16 protein-coding genes are annotated in these 17013 nt (G+C 44.8%); 14 read left to right on the top strand and 2 right to left on the bottom strand.

From position 1 onward, the window contains the following. Position 1 precedes the first annotated feature (1 nt). A complete protein-coding gene (locus DYADSP32_RS07250) occupies positions 2-1528 on the bottom strand; it encodes a phytoene desaturase family protein (protein WP_149243354.1) in 1527 nt (508 codons plus the stop codon). Positions 1529-1549: 21 nt separating this feature from the next. Further along, positions 1550-5416 (bottom strand): trifunctional MMPL family transporter/lysophospholipid acyltransferase/class I SAM-dependent methyltransferase, encoded by a 3867-nt coding sequence (locus DYADSP32_RS07245; protein WP_149243355.1) that lies wholly within the window; start codon positions 5414-5416, stop codon positions 1550-1552. A 148-nt stretch (positions 5417-5564) separates the two neighbouring features. Here DYADSP32_RS07245 and DYADSP32_RS07240 point away from each other — a divergent pair, with 148 nt between their 5' ends. The 14 genes from DYADSP32_RS07240 (at position 5565) to DYADSP32_RS07175 (ending at position 17001) form a co-directional block, all read left to right on the top strand. Beyond that, entirely contained in the window at positions 5565-7094 is a 1530-nt protein-coding gene (locus DYADSP32_RS07240; RefSeq protein ID WP_149243356.1) for an aromatic amino acid ammonia-lyase, read from the top strand. Then, complete coding sequence (fabG, locus tag DYADSP32_RS07235; protein WP_149243357.1) at positions 7091-7822, top strand: 3-oxoacyl-ACP reductase FabG; 732 nt, start codon at positions 7091-7093, stop codon at positions 7820-7822. The genes DYADSP32_RS07240 and fabG overlap by 4 nt, the downstream gene beginning before the upstream one ends. A gap of 3 nt (positions 7823-7825) precedes the next feature. After that, positions 7826-9046: a beta-ketoacyl-[acyl-carrier-protein] synthase family protein gene (locus DYADSP32_RS07230; RefSeq protein WP_149243358.1), complete on the top strand. Its 1221-nt coding sequence runs from the start codon at positions 7826-7828 to the stop codon at positions 9044-9046. A 161-nt stretch (positions 9047-9207) separates the two neighbouring features. Beyond that, positions 9208-9636 carry a peptide-methionine (R)-S-oxide reductase MsrB gene (msrB, locus tag DYADSP32_RS07225; protein WP_149243359.1) on the top strand — a complete coding sequence of 143 codons (429 nt, stop codon included), beginning with the start codon at positions 9208-9210 and terminating at the stop codon, positions 9634-9636. A 138-nt stretch (positions 9637-9774) separates the two neighbouring features. Then, positions 9775-10428, top strand: coding sequence for an SDR family NAD(P)-dependent oxidoreductase (locus DYADSP32_RS07220; RefSeq protein ID WP_149243360.1), 654 nt, complete (start codon positions 9775-9777; stop codon positions 10426-10428). A gap of 133 nt (positions 10429-10561) precedes the next feature. Beyond that, on the top strand, positions 10562-10828 hold the full coding sequence (locus tag DYADSP32_RS07215; RefSeq protein ID WP_414617595.1) for a phosphopantetheine-binding protein: 267 nt from the start codon (positions 10562-10564) through the stop codon (positions 10826-10828). Between the two features lie 3 nt (positions 10829-10831). Beyond that, entirely contained in the window at positions 10832-11701 is an 870-nt protein-coding gene (locus tag DYADSP32_RS07210; RefSeq protein ID WP_149243362.1) for a lipid A biosynthesis acyltransferase, read from the top strand. Beyond that, complete coding sequence (locus DYADSP32_RS07205; protein WP_149243363.1) at positions 11698-12123, top strand: hypothetical protein; 426 nt, start codon at positions 11698-11700, stop codon at positions 12121-12123. The genes DYADSP32_RS07210 and DYADSP32_RS07205 overlap by 4 nt, the downstream gene beginning before the upstream one ends. A 45-nt stretch (positions 12124-12168) precedes the next feature. Next, entirely contained in the window at positions 12169-12579 is a 411-nt protein-coding gene (locus DYADSP32_RS07200) for an acyl-CoA thioesterase (protein ID WP_149243364.1), read from the top strand. Positions 12580-12627: 48 nt separating this feature from the next. Next, positions 12628-13707, top strand: a complete 1080-nt coding sequence (locus DYADSP32_RS07195) for a beta-ketoacyl synthase N-terminal-like domain-containing protein (protein WP_149243365.1) — start codon at positions 12628-12630, stop codon at positions 13705-13707. After that, positions 13704-14324, top strand: coding sequence for a hypothetical protein (locus tag DYADSP32_RS07190; RefSeq protein ID WP_149243366.1), 621 nt, complete (start codon positions 13704-13706; stop codon positions 14322-14324). The genes DYADSP32_RS07195 and DYADSP32_RS07190 overlap by 4 nt, the downstream gene beginning before the upstream one ends. 31 nt (positions 14325-14355) lie before the next feature. After that, complete coding sequence (locus tag DYADSP32_RS07185) at positions 14356-14613, top strand: phosphopantetheine-binding protein (protein WP_149243367.1); 258 nt, start codon at positions 14356-14358, stop codon at positions 14611-14613. A gap of 21 nt (positions 14614-14634) precedes the next feature. Beyond that, positions 14635-15714, top strand: coding sequence for a metallophosphoesterase (locus DYADSP32_RS07180; protein ID WP_149243368.1), 1080 nt, complete (start codon positions 14635-14637; stop codon positions 15712-15714). Positions 15715-15789: 75 nt separating this feature from the next. After that, positions 15790-17001 carry a beta-ketoacyl-[acyl-carrier-protein] synthase family protein gene (locus DYADSP32_RS07175; RefSeq protein WP_149243369.1) on the top strand — a complete coding sequence of 404 codons (1212 nt, stop codon included), beginning with the start codon at positions 15790-15792 and terminating at the stop codon, positions 16999-17001. Positions 17002-17013 lie beyond the last annotated feature (12 nt).

Genomic DNA, 17013 nt, shown 5'->3' with positions numbered 1-17013 from the left:
ATTAAGCGTTTTTTACTTTTTGAATCAGTTTATCTTTGTTAATAAAGGAAAAGCAGGTCACAAAGGCACTTACTGTAACGCCCAATATGCCATGCATGGAAACGTTCTGACCGGTAAGGTGCAAGTTTGGTATTCTTGTCTTGGTGTTGATCTGTGTTCGGGTGGTGGAATTGGAATCTTTTAAAATGCCATATAACGACCCATCTTTGTTGCCAATGTAATCCCTGAAAGTCAGCGGTGTCGCACTGTGCACCGCTTTTATTTTTTTTGAAATTCCGGGGAAAACCTGCTCTATTCTTTCGAGAACCTGTGCTTCCTTCGCTTTCTTGAAATGAAGGTACTCCGGATCCCGGATACCCGGCTCCGCAATGGTACTGAATGTGTGGCTCCATTGCTCCGTTTCCGCGGTATTCATGTACGTCATGATGGACATGGATTCTGCATATTTTTCATTTTTGGATATGTACGGTGTACAAATGAAGTAGGTCTGTGGCCAGGACTCCTGAACATAATCAATACCCGCCCAAACATCGTCGGAATGGTGTTGGTATATGTTATAATTCAGGTATTCGAATGTATTTTCGTGAAAGGACAAATGCACCAGAAAGGTTGAAATGCTATTTTCCAGTCCACGTATTCGGTTTTTGTAAACATTTAAAAACCGGTCTTCTCCAAAAATATCGATGGTAACGGCCGGGTGCACATTGGAAATGAATTGTTTTCCTTTTACCAGTTCGCCACTATCCAGAACGACTTCTGTGATCTGGCCCTGTTCGTTGTAATTTGCACTGACAGCTTTTTTGCGTTTCTGTATTTTTCCCCCAAATCCCCGGATAGCTCTGCTCAGTAAAATGGCGATCTGTGAGCCTCCATCTACAAACTTATAGGCTCCCGATAGGTAACTGTTCATGATCAGGGCATGAACATACAGGGGCGTTTTTTCTTTCACTCCGGCGTACAGCAAATTAGATCCGGCTAATACGTTTTGCAAACGGGTGTTAGCGGTAAGCGATGCGATGTATTCAAAGGTATTGGTTTCGAGCACCTCACCCTGCATCTGGTAATTATCTCCCGACGTTCGTAAATTATACAGTGGAAACTTTGTGCAAACCTCCTGAATTTTATCGCAATATGTTGAAATGGCAGCTTCTTCCTCCGGGAAATACTCGATTAGTTTTGCCTTGAACCGATCGTATCCCTGTGCATAAATGTATTCGGTACCATCATCAAAACGAATGACGTCAAACTTATCTTCGTCCATTTTCTTCAATTTCAGCTTGTCCAGTATTCCGAAATACTTGAAAAACTGGTGCAGGTTTTCACCTTCATTCAGGCTGCCGGCGTAGTGAACGCCGGTATCGAAAATGACCTTGTCCCGGCTGTAGACCTGCAAATGTCCGCCGATCTGGTGGTTTTTTTCCAGCACAATAACGCTATGACCCTCCGATGCAAGAATATATGCGCAGGTGAGCCCACCTAGCCCACTTCCAATTATCACAAAATCATATTCGTCCGGAGATGAATGCATAGCGTTGCTGATGAATATTAATTAGACCGTAACCAAACCTTCCATGGCTGGTACCTGATTTTTTCTAAGGATGAACAGTACATTGGACGTGTTTTTGGAGTGTTCCTGAATTTCCACGCTCAGATTAAATTCCAGAGCAAACGCCCGGATATCGTGAGATGAGAAAAAATGAAATTCATCCTGTTTTTTATTAAATGAAAAAATCCCGGTAGATAGTGCTTCGGTTCTTTCTGTATTCCTGTGTTTTTCGTCGTTATCGGTAATGCCGTCACGAATGAAAAGAATTCCGTTGTCGGTAAGTGCACCGGCGCACCTGACAAGCAAAGTTCGTTGTTTTTCTTTTGATAAATAATGTAGCACATCATTTAAAAATATAACGTCTCGTTTGGCCATGTCCAGGGCCATCACATCTGAATAAACGAAGGCGAGGCTGCTGCTCTTATTGTAGCTGTTTTCCGCGATCTGGATTTTTCCCTGATCATAGTCAACGCCTGTGATCGTACGGTTTTCGTTTTTGTAATGAAGGAAAAATGATAAAAATCCATAGCCGCACCCCACATCTAAAATCTGCTTCCGCTCGCCAATCATCTGATCATAATAGGTGTAATGTTGTTCTTCCAGGCGCCATTTGGTTTTGAAATACCATTCCAGAACCGGGCCTTTGTAAACACAATTGGAGAAAATTTTATGTTTTAAATAAGAGGTATCCTCCATTTCATTTTTGTAAATCTCAAATGCCTCTTTGAAAAACCGGGAAACAGATTTGGTACGGTCACGCACATGTTCTCCCCAGTTTCCGTCGGATAACTGTATCCGGGGCAATACACGTAGGTTAAGGGCGCCGGTACTGATCAGAAAGTCGCCTTTGGGTAATACATCCGAAGCTCCGTGAATTAATATAGGCTGAATGTCCAGGTTTAGTGCTTCTGCAAGCATAAATGCGCCTTTGTGAAAGCGACCGATTTTGCCATCCTCGGAGCGGGTTCCCTCCGGAAATACCAGGAGTGAATACCCATCAGCGATGAGATTTTTCATTTTGACAATATTTTCTTCAGTCCCATCATCGGTATAGACATAACCCGCGTAACGTATGATGGGGCCAAAAAATGGAGAGTTGTAAACCCATCCTTTTACCATCAGCACGATTCTGGGATTGAGCATAATGGTGAGTAGAATATCCAGGAAAGACGTGTGGTTAGCGATATAAATGACTGGCTTATCCTTTTCCATATGCTCCATTCCCGAAATGTTTTTCCGCACATGAGGGCCGGAATAAATGACCGTTTTCGCATAGAAGGATAGCGAATTGTTGATCATCGCCCTTTTTCGCTTTTTGGAAATAGGAAGCAGGATAATAGTGACTAACTTGGAATGTAAAAAAAGGCACCCCGACAGAAAATACGTAAAGCTGGAAATGCTTATCAGAAAGGGCAGAAGGGTTACCGGCTTTCGTTTTCTTTCAATCCGGCCCTGTACAAAAAAGTGAAATAATACCGGTTGGACAATAAAAGATATGAAGAGGATGCAGACAACGCCCAGAACGCTGATCAGGGCTACGGAGTGAATGGCCGGATGTTTGGCGAAAATGAGCACGCCCGTCCCCACAATGGTGGTAAGTGCCGAAAGCAAAATTGCGGATTGGTATGATCTCAGTTTGTCGGTGCCTTCTTTGTACTTGCCCAGTAGTCCATCTGTCACGAAAATGCTGAAATCGTCACCGAGACCAAAGATAAATGTCGTGATAACTACATTGACAAAGTTGAATTTAATTCCCAAAATAGCCGCGATACCCAGTATCCATATCCAGCTTACAACCATCGGGAGAAAAGATAACAGTGTTAATTCGATTCTTCCGTAAACAATGAGCAGGGTGAAAAATACAATGGATGCCGATATGAGCAAAATGTAATTAAAGTCATCTTTGACCTGTGTCAGAAGCTCTCCGGCAAGCTCTCCGCGATCGAAAACTTCAACGGCCGGGATATTTCTCAGTGAAGACTTGACAAAGGGCAAATGATCCGGTGTAGTTACAATGGTAGAAATAATGGTTGTTTTCTCACCGGTTGTATCCATGAGATTATTGAATCCTAGCTCCTGAAAAAGGGTATCCCGATCTACATTATCATTTAGTGAGCCACCGATCCAGTTTTTGAATTGATCAAAAGCGGCTGGATTAAAGTCGTTCTTTTCTGCCGCCTTGTCGAGGGCGGAGAAGGTGTTTTGTTTTCTGGACTGGTCCCAGAATTGTGCCCATTGGGTCCGTCTTTGTGTTGCCAGAGAGTCTGGGATTAAAAATGCTCCTGGAGATAAAAAGCTGTTGACCTGACCATCAGCCTTCAACGACAGAAGTTTTTGGTAAACACGATAGTTAAGGTTCTCCGCTTGTGTTTTTTGAGCATGCGAAGCGAAGACATAGATCCTTTTTTCTTTTGTTGGATCCAGTCCCGTCAGAGATTCCTCCCGGTTTTGTAACTCCTCGTTCTGGAGGCTGAGATTTTCCAGGTTGCTGTCAAAAGAAGTAAACTGCGCAAAATACAGAAAAATCAAGGTCAGTAGGGTGGTGGCTACCATCACGGGCCATTTCAACCGGGCGGGAATGGCCGGTATTTCAAAATGCTTTCGCTCCCGGGGAGCGACCTTGTGAGTGAATCCGAAGGTGTCCAGGATGACGGGTAAGGCAGTAAGCGTAAAAAGGGCCGCTCCCAGAAGGCTCAGAGAAGCAAACAGGCCAAAATCCTGAAGAACGACAGAGTTGGCAAAATGGAGTGCACTAAATGCCAGAATGGTTGTGAAACTGCCCGTCAGCAGAGGGGCGCTTACTTCTTTGATAGCCAACCGTATGGATCCGGTGTGCCTGAGGTGGGTGAAAAAATGAAAGGCATAATCCAGCAGTACCCCAAAAATAACGGCACCTGTTGCCAGCGAAATGCCTGAAACTTCCGGTCGGAGATAGCCGATAACTCCCAAGGCTAGCAGCCCTCCAAAGACTCCCGGCAGAACCATGAATAAAGGGATGGTAAGTCTTCGGTAATAACTTAACAGAATGACCATGATCGCGGCAAGGGCTATGATCATGGTGTTGAACGAGTCTTTTTTTACCTGAATGGCATTCCGCGCCGCTATTTCGAAAGTGCCGAAGTAGGAGAACCTGCTCTGCGGTAAGCGCTTATTCCATCTGGCTTTAAAATCTTCCATGGCATTGAACAGCACCACATTTGTTTCGGAATTGCCGGAATCGTAGTTGGTTGAGGCCATGACCAGTATTTGTTTCCGGTCGCCCGAAAACATCACACCGTCATCCACGCTTATTTTATTGGTGTTACTGGTTTCATTCAGTTTTCTGAAATAGGGGGCAGTAAGGCCCAGTGGGTCATTCAGGATAAACTGTTTCAGAAATGCGCCTCCGGGACCGAGCAGCTGGTTGTGCGCAGACGAAACGGATGCATAAATGGAGTCAGTGGTTGTCTTTTTTACAAGATAGGGATAGTAGGCGGAGTCAATCAGTACCGGAAAGCGGTTGTAGGTATATTGGTATACATGCTCCTGTACGTCCGGATGCGACTGTTGGATATCCTTGATCAGACCTTTGGCATTTATCCGAAGGGAATCCGCAAAGCGATCGGCAAGGATAGCTGCGTCATCCGTGGCGATTTCAGCTGGTACATCTACGGAAAATACAATTTGATTGACGAGGTTCCGGTTTTCCACCAGGCGATTGAACTCCTCAAAAGTTTTGCCCTTTGGCAGGGTAGCAAAGATACTTTCTGTTATTCTCAAACGGCTGACCCCTGCTCCCAGAATCCCAATTAGGATTAGAAGCCCCAGATAGAAAAATACTTTATGCCTTGAAAGGAGTGTGTTCAATTTTACCAGTAAGTCTCCGATCATGGATAGCGAATGCGATATTGTTTGGTAAAATTAATCAAATGTGAGAATCCCGCCAACTTATAAATGTTCTATCAACGCTGGGCCTGTGACTTGGCAAAGCGGTAAAAAAAGATTTATTTTACATGTTAATTAATATGTTAGACAATAAATGAATAGTATTTCATTAGCTCATATCGAGCAGTATGCATTTGATAAAAAAGAGTTTGTATTGGAAGAAGAGGTTCTGACACAGGTTTCAAAGTCATTTTCTTTTTTAACTGATTTTTCAAAAGATAAAATTATATATGGAATCAACACCGGTTTTGGCCCCATGGCTCAATATCGGATTGAAACCGACAAACTAAGCAGTCTGCAATATAATCTTATTCGAAGCCACTCAAGTGGGATAGGTAAGCCATTGAATGAAATATATGCCCGTAGCGTCATGGTTGCGCGCCTCAATTCATTTATTCAGGGTAATTCTGGTGTGAGTACGGCGGTAATCAGGCAGTTAGTGCTTTTCTTGAATAATGGAATTGTACCCGAGATATTTGAACATGGCAGCGTTGGTGCAAGCGGCGACCTGGTTCAACTTTCTCATTTAGGGCTTAATTTGATAGGAGAGGGTCACGTCTACGAAAACGGAATCAGAAAAAAGACGGCCGAGGTCTTTCTCAAACATCACATTGAACCTTTAAAAATGGAACTCCGCGATGGCCTCGGTCTTATCAACGGAACCTCCTGCATGACGGGCATTGCGGCAATTAATCTGGTGTATGCCAACCGTCTGGTTCAATGGGCAATTGCTGCATCATCTATGCTTAATGAAGTAATAGAGGCATTTGACGATTCATTTTCAAAAGAATTGAATGCCGTGAAGCATCACAAGGGTCAGCAGTACGTTGCCGGGGAGATGCGGAATTTTGTAAAAGGCAGTGGCTTGATTCGTAACAGGGAGGAGCTTTTCAAGGATGATACAGCCCTTCACAAAACCGAGTTTGAGCGTAAGATTCAGGAGTATTATTCCATCAGGTGTGTGCCGCAAATCATCGGACCTATCGTGGACACGCTGCGATACGCCCAGGAGGTTGTTGAAAATGAACTGAACTCAACCAATGACAATCCGATCGTAAATCCGGAGGAAAACAACGTGTTTCATGGAGGGAATTTTCATGGAGACTACATTTCCCTTGAAATGGACAAGGTGAAGATTGTGCTGACCAAATTGTCGATGCTGATGGAGCGTCAGCTAAATTTTTTGATGAACAGCAAGCTGAATGGAAAGTTTCCGCCGTTTCTCAATGCCGGAACCTGGGGACTGAATTTTGGTTTTCAGGGCGTTCAATTCACAGCCACGTCAACCACTGCTGAAAATCAGGCCTTGTCCAACTCGGTATATGTGCACAGTATTCCCAACAACAATGACAATCAGGACATTGTGAGTATGGGTACCAACAGCGCCGTTCTGGCTAAACAGGTGCTTGAGAATGCTTACCAGGTCATGGCCATTCACATCATGGCCATCTGCCAGGCGGTGGACCTGCTGGAAGCCAATGAAAAAGAACTTTTGTCGGAAAGTGCGAAGTCGGTCTACAGACAGATCAGGCAAAAATGTAGTTTCGTAGTGCAGGACGTTCCACAGGCTGAAAGTATTGCAGCAGTTTACGAGTATATCAAAGAAACACCATTTTCACTATGAACTGCGCACTTGTAACAGGGGCATCCCGCGGGCTCGGACGCGCCATTGCCGTTCAGCTGGCCAAAGATCATGGCTTGTATATTTTGGTAAATTATGCCACAAATCACGAAGCTGCACAGGAGACCCTGGCTGAAATAAGGCAGGCCGGCGGTGACGGAGAACTTCTGCAGTTCAACGTGCAGACCCGATCCGAAGTGGATCATTCCCTGAATCAGTGGAGGGAGCAGAACGAAGGGAAATTTATTGGTGTTTTGGTGAATAATGCGGGTATTACACGGGATGGTTTGTTTATGTGGATGCCAGAGAAAGATTGGGATGACGTCATGAACATTTCGACCAAAGGCTTGTTCAACGTGACTCAGAATGCCATTCAGCAGATGCTCAGAAAACGTTCGGGAAGGATTGTCAATATTGCTTCAGTTTCGGGTATGAAGGGTGTGGCAGGACAAACCAACTATTCGGCTGCCAAAGGGGCGATTATCTCGGCTACCAAAGCGCTGGCGCAGGAAGTGGCAAAAAGGAAAATAACGGTAAACGCGGTTGCACCTGGGTTCATTACGAGCGACATGACGAAGGATTTAAACGAGGATGAGCTGAAACAAATGATACCGATGAATCGTTTTGGTAAACCGCAGGAGGTGGCTGATCTAGTGAGTTTTCTGGTGTCGGATAAGGCAGCATACATCACAGGTGAGGTAATTAATATCAATGGAGGGATTTACTCCTGAGCGATGGAAAATAGGGTTGTTATTACGGGTATTGGTATTTACTCTTGTTTAGGAGAGAACCTTGAAGAGGTGACCAAGTCGCTTTATGCAGGTAAAAGTGGTATTATATTTGACCAGTCACGCAAGGATTTTGGTTTTCGTTCTGCGCTTACAGGCATGGTCAGAGAGCCTGATCTGAAGCCTTTTCTGTCCAGAAGACAGCGCCTGGGGATGCATCAGCCTGCTATATACGCCTATATGTCTACCAAAGAGGCCATGGAGCAGGCGGGTTTGGATATTGATTTTTTAGAGACTACCGAAACCGGAATTATTTTTGGCAATGACAGTACCGCTGCCTCCGTAGTGGAAGCGGTAGATAAGGCCAGAGAGAAGCATGACACCACGCTGATTGGAAGCGGCGCTATCTTTCAGAATATGAACAGCACCGTGAACATGAATCTTTCAACGATCTTCAAGTTGAAAGGAATCAATTTTACCCTTAGTGCAGCCTGTGCATCGGGGTCGCATTCGATAGGAATGGGATATCTGATGATCAAACAAGGGCTTCAGGATCGGGTTTTCTGCGGCGGAGCGCAGGAAATCAATGCTGCCGCCATGTCGAGCTTTGACGGCCTGGGCACATTTTCCGTACGCGAATCGGAACCGTCGAAGGCTTCCCGGCCATTTGATAAGGATCGGGATGGGCTTATTCCCAGTGGTGGTGCGGCAACGGTAATTCTGGAGTCATACGAAGCGGCAGTGAAAAGGGGTGCACCCATACTGGCCGAGTTGATCGGATATGGTTTTTCATCCAATGGAGATCATATCTCCAACCCGAGCATGGAAGGCCAGGAAAGATCGCTATCCATGGCGCTGAAGCAGGCCGGCGTCGGCACCTCTGAAATAGATTATATCAATGCACACGCCACGTCCACTCCAGTTGGTGATGGAAGTGAGGCGCGCGCTATTTTTGATGTTTTTGGCGGATCGGTTCCAGTGAGCTCAACCAAATCCATGACTGGCCATGAATGCTGGATGGCTGGCGCAAGCGAGATTGTGTATTCTATTTTGATGATGCAAAACGATTTTATTGCTCCCAACATCAACTTTGAAACGCCCGATGAAGACTCGGCCCGGATTAATGTCGTCAGCCGTACTCAGCATCAGCGTATCAACTGTTTTCTTTCTAATTCCTTTGGTTTTGGTGGTACCAACTCGACCCTTATTGTAAGAAAGTTTAATTGATATTCAGTTATTTAGTGTTTATTACCCCTCCCTTCATTCCGTCGGAACATTTGCGGTATTAAAAATTCCGTTTTTGTAAAATGATCCTGTAAAATAATTTGTTGTATAACAGTGCACCAGTTGAAGTCAGCAGGTGCTTTTGGAAATAAAATGTTAGTCAGATGAATTCTAATAATGAGCTACCGGTTCAGAAAGCCGAGGAAGAATGGAAAAAAGAATTGTCGCCGGAAAAGTATTATGTGATCAGAGAAAAGGGAACGGAAAGGCCTTACACCGGACGGCTGCTGATGAATAAGGACAAAGGCGTTTACAAATGCGCCGCCTGCGGTAACGATTTGTTTACCGACGATATGAAATTCGATTCGCATTGTGGCTGGCCCAGCTTCGACCGTGAAATAGCAGGTGGGAAAATCAGGGTTCACGAAGACCGATCACTCGGGATGCGTCGTACCGAAATCACCTGTGCCAATTGTGGGGGGCATCTGGGACACATTTTTGAAGACGGGCCTACCGAAACCGGGCTGCGTTATTGTGTCAATTCGCTATCTCTGGAATTTGTAAGTGAAGATAATCAACACATTGCAGGATAATAAGCCGCTTAAGGCAGTGTGCCTGGATGAAATAGGACATGTCTATAATTCGCTCATTGCGGAAAATAGCTTCTGGTTTGGTTCAGGCACTGTTTCTCATGTAATTTGTACTTTCTAAAAATACAAATAAATCCTTTAATGAAAAATGTTCTGATCACCGGTGCCACCGGAAACCTGGGTAAATCCGTTGTGGAAGAATTTTCTGACGGTGCGTTTACAGTAAATGTTGCTGTACGGAAACCAGCGGAAAATACAGGGACGGAATCGGTCTGGTGTGCTGATCTTTCGAATGGAGAAGAGGTCACCCACATGATCTCGGAGATTATGGATGCCCAAAATGATCTGTCAGCAGTAATTCATCTGGTGGGCGGGTATCAGGCAGGCGGTTTGGCTGAGACGAATCTGGAGGATGTCAATGCGATGATCAAACTAAATTTTGGTACCGCATTTAACATTGTTCATTCATTGCTGCCACACTATATCAAATCAGGCGCCGGCAAGTTCATTTTTATTGGAGCTAAGGCGGCCATGGATCCTGGCAGTGCATCTCACAATGTGGCCTATGCCATGAGCAAACAGATGCTGGTTCCCTTTGCTCAAGTGATTAACGAGAATTATCGTAAAAACAACATCTCGGCGCACGTTTTGCTGCCGGGAACATTGGATACAGCATTGAACCGTTCGTTAATGCCGGATGCGGATTTTTCGAAATGGACTTCTACGTCTAAGCTCTCCAAAACCATGCGAGAAATCGTAGAAGGGATTGAAACATCCGAATTAATTAGATTCTGACCCGTCACCAATTTGCCTTTTACTCGGCCAGGTACTGTTCCGGAGACCTTTTTATGTGACGTTTAATAACTATTGCCTCAATTTTTAAGCGTTATTGAAAACTATCAGAAAAGAATAAATTAATTTTGCATCTATGAATGTAAAATCCTTAAAAATGAGTTTGGAAGAAATTATAGAAGATACCCGGGATTTTTTATCTGAGGAGTTCGAGGTGGACAGAAATCTTATTCTTCCTGGTAGCAGTTTGAAAGACACGTTGGATTTGGATAGTTTGGATTATGTTGACCTGGTCGTGCTGATCGAAGAGAACCTGAACATCAAAATAACCGGCGAGGATTTCAGAGAAATTGTGACATTCGGGGACTTTTATAACGTCGTACAGAAAAAACTGGGATTATAGTCAATGAACCGTTGGGATGGTAAAACCAGGGGGACATTAGCCGGGTATAAGATTTTTCTTTTTTTTATTAATTTCCTGGGCATAGGCTTCGCCTATCAGTTGCTGCGTGTAGTCACCTTTTACTACTACCTGTTTGCAGCCAAGCCCCGAAAAGTTCTCCTTGATTTTTATAGAAATACCTTAAATTTTTCAGAAGCAAAAGCCAGAAAACTAACCCGGCAAAATTTCTATATTTTCGGACAGACACTTGTAGACCGCGCTGCTTTTCTATTGGGAAAAGACAAACAATTCAGCCACACATTTGAAAATGAGAATTATCTCGTAGATATCCGTAATGCCGGTAAAGGGGGTATTTTGTTAAGTGCGCACCTGGGCAACTGGGAAACTGCCGGCAATTTGCTGAAAGGCAGGATTACACCGGCGATCAACATCGTGATGCTGGATGCCGAAGTCCAGAACATCAAGAAATTTATGGATTTGTCGACCGGTGGTTCCAGATTTAAAGTGATCGCCATTAAAAACGACCTTTCACACATTATATCTATTCGTAATGCTCTGAACAACAATGAGTTTGTAGCTATACACGCAGACAGGTACCTGGATGGTGCCAAATTTATCGAATTTGATTTTTTAGGTAAAATAGCCAGGTTCCCTTATGGTCCCTTTGTGATAGCATCGAAATTCGATGCGCCGGTGACTTTCGTTTTTGCCACCAAAAATGGTAAATACAGCTATCATTTGAGTGCAACGTTACCCATCACCACAAAAATGAAACCGGAGGAAATTGGCAGGCTGTATGTGGCCGAGCTGGAACGGAAGATTGGGCAGTACCCCGAGCAGTGGTTTAATTATTTCAACTTTTTTGAACAATGATTGTTACCAAAGAGGATATCCCCAACTACCTGCCTCACCGGCCACCCTTCCTGATGATCGATTGTTTGAGCGAGGTGGAGCCGGATCACTTTCTGTCTGAATTCACCATTGAAGCGAGCAATTTGCTGGTTGAAGAGGGATTTTTTCAAGCCTCGGGCCTTATGGAGAACATTGCGCAAACCTGTGCCGCCGGATTTGGTTATCTCGACAGGGCAGCAGATGGGCCACCCAAACTGGGCTTCATCGGAGCGATATCTAAATTAGAAGTTTTCGACCTGCCACCCGTCCATTCTACGATCACAACTACCGTGACGCCCACCCATCAGCTGGGCAATATTTTTCTGGTTAAAGGTCTAAATTCGCTGGAAGGTCGTAAATTGCTGGAATGTGAAATGAAAATAGTTGTGAATCAGCAAGAATAGCTTTGATCCGCAACCATCAACAAAATTATATACCGGATTTTCAAGATGCTTTCCTCTGAGATTGAAATAGATATAAGATTTAGTGAGACTGACGCGATGGGTGTGGTGTGGCACGGGAACTATCTGAAGTTTTTTGAAGACGGACGTGAGGCTTTTGGTAAATCATTTGGCCTGGAGTATCTGACTATTTTTGATAGAGGATATTTTACGCCAATCATCAGATCCGAAATTGACCATAAGGCTCCTGTATATTATGGTCAGGTGATTAAGGTCATCACTAAATATATTCCGTCGAAATCGGCAAAAATTCAATTCGAATATGAAGTGATCAATATCTCAACAGGGATGCTATGCGCTGTTGGTAAAACGGTACAGGTTTTTTTGGAAAAGGAAAGCCGCACACTCGAACTGATTACGCCTGATTTTTACCGGGAATGGAAAGAGCGTAATTTGTAATTCAATTTTCGCGAAAACCATGACCGCACCTCATCTGTACTCGTAACAATGATAAACACCTACATCGGCGCTGAGGTAATCATAAGTCCACTTGGGAAGAATTTAGTTGAGAATTTCGCGGCAACTCGCGAAAACCGCTCTGGTATATCACTCGTTGAGGGTGCAGGCTTCAATAAGAACGCGATTTATTTGTCTCAGATTTCCGCAGTTCACACTTTTCAGAGTCTTATAGCAGATGCCCTGATGCAGGTCAAGGCTGAAATAGACCCAGAGATCTTTTCATCTGAAAGGACTATTCTCATCATTAGCTCCACAAAGGGTGCGCTGGCCCAGGATATCAACGACCAGTTTTCCAGTTCGGTAGCGTTTATCAGGAGAGAATTTGCGCTCAAAAATCAACCACTGGTGATTTCGAATGCCTGTGTTTCAGGGGTTTTGTCCATTAACGTCGCGTGTAACCTGATTAAGTCGGGAATATATGATCATGCTATTGTGGCAGGCTGTGATTTGCTGTCAGACTTTGTTATTTACGGGTTTCAATCTCTTTTTGCAATGAGTGATCAGCCTTGTGCCCCTTTTGATGCCGAAAGAAACGGAATCACCATGGGTGAAGGTTGCAGCGCCGTGGTGGTGTCTGGCAGCTACGACATTTTCAGCCAAGCTCCTTTGAATCTGCTGCAGGGAACCACTGCCAACGATGCAAACCATATTTCAGGTCCATCGCGAACAGGTGAAGGGCTTTATCGGACGGTAAAGAAAACATTGGAAATGAATGGTCTGGCGGTAAAGGATATCGATTTTATATCGGCGCATGGCACGGCGACGATTTACAACGATGAAATGGAATCCGTTGCTTTTGACCGACTGGGGCTTAATCAGGTGCCTATGAACAGTATGAAGGGCTATTTTGGTCATACACTTGGGGCAGCTGGGGTTATTGAAACGGCTATTTCAATGTCTATGATGCGCGAAGGGGTATTGATTAAGAGCCTGGGCTTTAAGCAGCAGGGCACCTCCAAAGAATTAAACATAATCCAACAAAATACCACTGCAGAATTGAATACCATTTTAAAGACCGCGTCTGGTTTTGGTGGGGGAAATGCGTCTTTGGTGATCCAGAAAAGATGAGCCGAATCACAGCATATTGCCATTTGAATGAACATTCTTGTTCACTAAACGGAGAGGTGTTGTTCGTGAAGGACAACTTTTCGCCAGAGAGCTGGCTCAAGCAGTTATACCGGTCGCTGGAATTGGTATACCCCAAGTTTCATAAAATGGATTTGCTTTCTCAGGCCGGCTTTATCGCTTCCGAGCTGATCAAGCGGGTTAAGCCCGGACTTGTCCATGCATACAAGGATGACGAAGTGGCCATGTTGTTCGCAAATCAGTCGTCCAGCCTGGATACAGATATTAAGTTCAGGACATCTTACGAAACCCACGGAGCACCGAGCCCCGCTGTGTTTGTGTACACGCTTCCCAATATAGTACTGGGTGAAATTGCTATTTTAAACAAATGGTATGGTGAAAATATGTTTGTGGTTTTGCCTAAATTCGCACCTGATTTTTTTGTGAATTATGCCAGCATATTGCTTTCCACGGGCTCGAAGGCTGTTCTTTGCGGATGGCTGCAGATTCATGATGAACAAATGGATGTTTTCTTATTTTTGATAGAAAATGAGGGGGATGAAGGAGAAGAATTGGATTTTAATGGTTTAGGTAAATTGTATAGTTCTCAAAGCAAATAGTAAGGTATTAATCAGTATTCAAACGTACTTCATGGATAATTTAAAGGAAGAGTTAAAAAAGCAGATCATTGAACAATTAAACCTGGAAGAGATACAGGTATCTGATATTCAGGATGATGCACTCTTATTTGCCAGTGATGGATTAGGGCTGGATTCCATAGACGCGCTGGAGTTAATTGTTTTATTGGAAAAATATCACGGAATTCAGGTGACCAACCCAGAAGAGGGCAAGCAGGCTTTTCTGACCATTAATTCCATGGCCGAATATATCAGAACCAGAAAAGGGTAATTGTTTTTACCTCACCTCACCATGCGAACTTTCTTAAAGCAGAGCTGTTTTGTTTGCCTTTTGGTATTGTCTTTTCAGGTTGTCGGGCAGGAAAAGACATATAGTCCGCCTAAATTAAGCGACAAAGGATCGTGGACCATGGTTTTGCTTCCCGATCCACAGACTTACGTGAAGTACGCCAGGAACCAGCCGATTTTTGAGTTGATGACTGGTTGGATCAGTGAAAATATTGATTCACTGAATATCAAAATGGTACTTTGTACCGGAGATCTGGTGGAGCAGAATGACATGCCCAACCCGGATATCAAAGCAGGAGATCAATCCAGTACACAGCAATGGGAAGCGGTGTCTAAGGCGTTTGGAAGGCTTGATGGGAAAGTGGCTTATGTGGCCGCTACCGGCAATCATGATTATGGTTTTAAAAGCGCGGAGAATCGGAATACCAATTACAACAAATACTTCCCGGCTGAGAAGAACTTCGTCTCGCAAAAAATGCTTAGGGAAGTGGGGACGGATTACCTGGGAGCGCCTACGCTGGCCAACGCGTCCTACGAAATGACAACGCCGCACGGAAAGAAATTGTTAATCCTGGTGCTTGAATTTGCCCCTACCGACGCTACATTGGCCTGGGCAGAAAAGGTGATAGGTCAGGAAAAGTACAGACAACATCAGGTGGTGGTGCTGACGCATTCCTATCTGAATGCTAAAAATGAGCATATTGTCAAAGAAGGCTATCCGCTTCCCGACGTCAATTACGGCGCAGCCATGTGGCGCAAGCTGATTGAGCCGTCCAAAAATATCCAGATGGTTTTTTCGGGACACATTGGTGTACCGGATTCGTTTGAAGGTCATATTGGGTTTCGTACCGACAAAAATGCGGCTGGCAAACGCGTGCAGCAAATGGTATTCAACGCGCAGGCGCTGGGTGGTGGCTGGCAGGGAAATGGAGGTGATGGTTGGCTCAGAATGCTCGAGTTTATGCCGGATGGCAAAACGGTAAAAGTCAGGACATTTTCTCCTTTTTTCGCAATTTCACCAACCACTCGTCAATTTGCCTGGCGCATGCAACCATTTGATGCGTTCAGTTTCACACTGGATTAGTACAGAGATGCTAAAAAATGAATCAGGATGCGCCCGGGCGTATGTGAGGTTTCGACTTTTATTAAAAACAATCTGATGGGTGTTAGAATTACCGGGCTTGGAGTTGTTTCTGCAATTGGCCTATCGGTCTCAGAAAACTTGTCTGCCTTGCGGCATAACAAGTCGGGCATCACGGGTATGCGCTTTCTGGACGAAAGAGTGGATCTGCTCACAGGTGAGGTTAAGGTTTCCAACGCGGACCTGATCAGCCAGTATCAGTTGAAGTCATCGAATGTATCCCGAACTTCGTTGCTGGGACTGGCAGCGGCCACAGAAGCCTGGGGGCGCAATAAGCACAGCAAGCATTTGAGAACCGGAATTATCTCTGCCACATCTGTCGGTGGGATGGATCGTTCTGAAAATTTCTATCGGGATTTCATTGATAAAAACAACCCAGATTATGAAGTTCTTAGGTGTCATGACAGTGGCAGTACTACGGAACGAATAGCCTCCGCTCTCGGAATTACGGGGTACGTCAATACGCTTTCGACCGCTTGTTCTTCAGGGGCGAATGCCATCATGCTGGGAGCCCGTCTTTTGCTTCAGGGAAAGCTCGATCGGGTGTTGGTAGGTGGTACGGATGCTCTTACCAGGTTTACAATCAACGGATTCCGGTCTTTGATGATCTACGATGATCAGTGGTGCCGGCCGTTTGATGAAAGCCGAAATGGCCTGAATTTAGGTGAGGGGGCCGCTTTTTTACTTCTGGAGAATGATAAAAGTATCAGCTTTTCGGGGAATGAAACGCTGTGTTATCTGAGCGGCTGGGCCAATGCAGCCGATGCTTACCATCAGACTGCGTCGTCGCCGGATGGCAAGGGAGCTACCATGGCAATAGACCAGGCGATTAGTAAGTCGGGATTTGCTTTGTCGGATATTTCGTATGTGAATGCACATGGCACAGGAACCAAAAATAATGACCTATCCGAGTCTGTTGCTCTGAAAAATGTGTTTGGTGACAACGTGCCGGCTTTCAGTTCCACCAAGCCGTTTACCGGACATACCCTTGCTGCCGCAGGAGCTATTGAAGCGGTTTTTTCGGTCTTATCGATTCAGCATAACCTGGTATATCCTAACCTTAATTATCAAACTGCTATCCAGGAAACGGGTCTGAAACCAACAGCAGCATTAACAACCGACCAGGAAATTAACGTTGTGCTTTCAAACAGTTTTGGATTCGGCGGTAATAATTCGTCGCTGGTGTTTTCGAAGGGGGTGAGATGTGACCGGGCCGCCGGGCGGATGTGAGATGTGACCGGT

It is taken from the genome of Dyadobacter sp. 32 (assembly GCF_902506755.1).
Classification (GTDB): domain Bacteria; phylum Bacteroidota; class Bacteroidia; order Cytophagales; family Spirosomataceae; genus Dyadobacter.
Note: the sequence above shows the minus strand (reverse complement) of the source record. Positions and strands in the feature narration are given on the sequence as shown.

What these genes read in the sequence shown, in the direction of transcription:
- DYADSP32_RS07250 (WP_149243354.1), bottom strand. Translation starts at nt 1,528, where the DNA reads ATGCATTCATCTCCGGACGAATATGATTTTGTGATAATTGGAAGTGGG.
- DYADSP32_RS07245 (WP_149243355.1), bottom strand. Translation starts at nt 5,416, where the DNA reads ATGATCGGAGACTTACTGGTAAAATTGAACACACTCCTTTCAAGGCAT.
- DYADSP32_RS07240 (WP_149243356.1), top strand. Translation starts at nt 5,565, where the DNA reads ATGAATAGTATTTCATTAGCTCATATCGAGCAGTATGCATTTGATAAA.
- fabG (WP_149243357.1), top strand. Translation starts at nt 7,091, where the DNA reads ATGAACTGCGCACTTGTAACAGGGGCATCCCGCGGGCTCGGACGCGCC.
- DYADSP32_RS07230 (WP_149243358.1), top strand. Translation starts at nt 7,826, where the DNA reads ATGGAAAATAGGGTTGTTATTACGGGTATTGGTATTTACTCTTGTTTA.
- msrB (WP_149243359.1), top strand. Translation starts at nt 9,208, where the DNA reads ATGAATTCTAATAATGAGCTACCGGTTCAGAAAGCCGAGGAAGAATGG.
- DYADSP32_RS07220 (WP_149243360.1), top strand. Translation starts at nt 9,775, where the DNA reads ATGAAAAATGTTCTGATCACCGGTGCCACCGGAAACCTGGGTAAATCC.
- DYADSP32_RS07215 (WP_414617595.1), top strand. Translation starts at nt 10,562, where the DNA reads ATGAATGTAAAATCCTTAAAAATGAGTTTGGAAGAAATTATAGAAGAT.
- DYADSP32_RS07210 (WP_149243362.1), top strand. Translation starts at nt 10,832, where the DNA reads ATGAACCGTTGGGATGGTAAAACCAGGGGGACATTAGCCGGGTATAAG.
- DYADSP32_RS07205 (WP_149243363.1), top strand. Translation starts at nt 11,698, where the DNA reads ATGATTGTTACCAAAGAGGATATCCCCAACTACCTGCCTCACCGGCCA.
- DYADSP32_RS07200 (WP_149243364.1), top strand. Translation starts at nt 12,169, where the DNA reads ATGCTTTCCTCTGAGATTGAAATAGATATAAGATTTAGTGAGACTGAC.
- DYADSP32_RS07195 (WP_149243365.1), top strand. Translation starts at nt 12,628, where the DNA reads ATGATAAACACCTACATCGGCGCTGAGGTAATCATAAGTCCACTTGGG.
- DYADSP32_RS07190 (WP_149243366.1), top strand. Translation starts at nt 13,704, where the DNA reads ATGAGCCGAATCACAGCATATTGCCATTTGAATGAACATTCTTGTTCA.
- DYADSP32_RS07185 (WP_149243367.1), top strand. Translation starts at nt 14,356, where the DNA reads ATGGATAATTTAAAGGAAGAGTTAAAAAAGCAGATCATTGAACAATTA.
- DYADSP32_RS07180 (WP_149243368.1), top strand. Translation starts at nt 14,635, where the DNA reads ATGCGAACTTTCTTAAAGCAGAGCTGTTTTGTTTGCCTTTTGGTATTG.
- DYADSP32_RS07175 (WP_149243369.1), top strand. Translation starts at nt 15,790, where the DNA reads ATGGGTGTTAGAATTACCGGGCTTGGAGTTGTTTCTGCAATTGGCCTA.